General features: G+C 65.0%; 1 pseudogene. It reads right to left on the bottom strand.

What is annotated here, in order from left to right:
* Window positions 1-286, bottom strand: a pseudogene (locus tag GM672_RS28765) (IS1595 family transposase); the annotation flags it as partial.

Raw genomic sequence — 286 nt, 5'->3', positions numbered from 1 at the left:
CGTGGTAGCGGTTCACGTTCTGGACGTGGATTTCCCCCAGCACCCGCTCGCCCTGGCGCAGATTGACGGCCCGGTGCGCGATGCCATGATCTTTCGCAAACTCCCGATACGCTGTCGCCGCATCGGTCGCCAGCAGCACGGCCTTGTCCAGCACGGGTAACAAATGCTGCTGCAACTGCGCCACCGTGACGGGCCCGCGCCCCGGGACGAAATCGCAAGTACGCCCTTGCCGGTCGCGCGCCACGAGAATGCAGTCCAGTTCGCCGCTGATGCCCCGTTTTTTCGC

Source organism: Pseudoduganella buxea (genome assembly GCF_009720835.1).
Taxonomy (GTDB): domain Bacteria; phylum Pseudomonadota; class Gammaproteobacteria; order Burkholderiales; family Burkholderiaceae_D; genus Rugamonas; species Rugamonas buxea.
Note: the sequence above shows the minus strand (reverse complement) of the source record. Positions and strands in the feature narration are given on the sequence as shown.